We start from the raw sequence: 201 nt of genomic DNA, 5'->3' as shown, positions 1-201 counted from the left end.
GGGGGTCGAAAGGAGTAGCCACAGGCCAAACACTCGACGTTGTCGAGCACTTTACTATCGAGCTCTTCACCGAGCCTGGCACCCGCAACACCGCCTGCCGTGCCCCCTGCAAGCGCACCCAGCAGTGCGCCTGCGAACGTACCGATCGAAGCACCCACTGGCCCTGCGACAAAACCTAACGTCGCACCGGTTTTAGCACCG

General features: G+C 62.2%; 1 pseudogene. It reads right to left on the bottom strand.

The features are described 5' to 3' along the window. Nucleotides 1-201: pseudogene (locus tag INT22_RS09815) on the bottom strand (hypothetical protein); the annotation flags it as partial.

This window comes from Halomonas sp. 3D7M, assembly GCF_014897885.1.
Lineage (GTDB): Bacteria > Pseudomonadota > Gammaproteobacteria > Pseudomonadales > Halomonadaceae > Vreelandella.
This window is presented reverse-complemented; position numbering and strand designations above follow the sequence as displayed.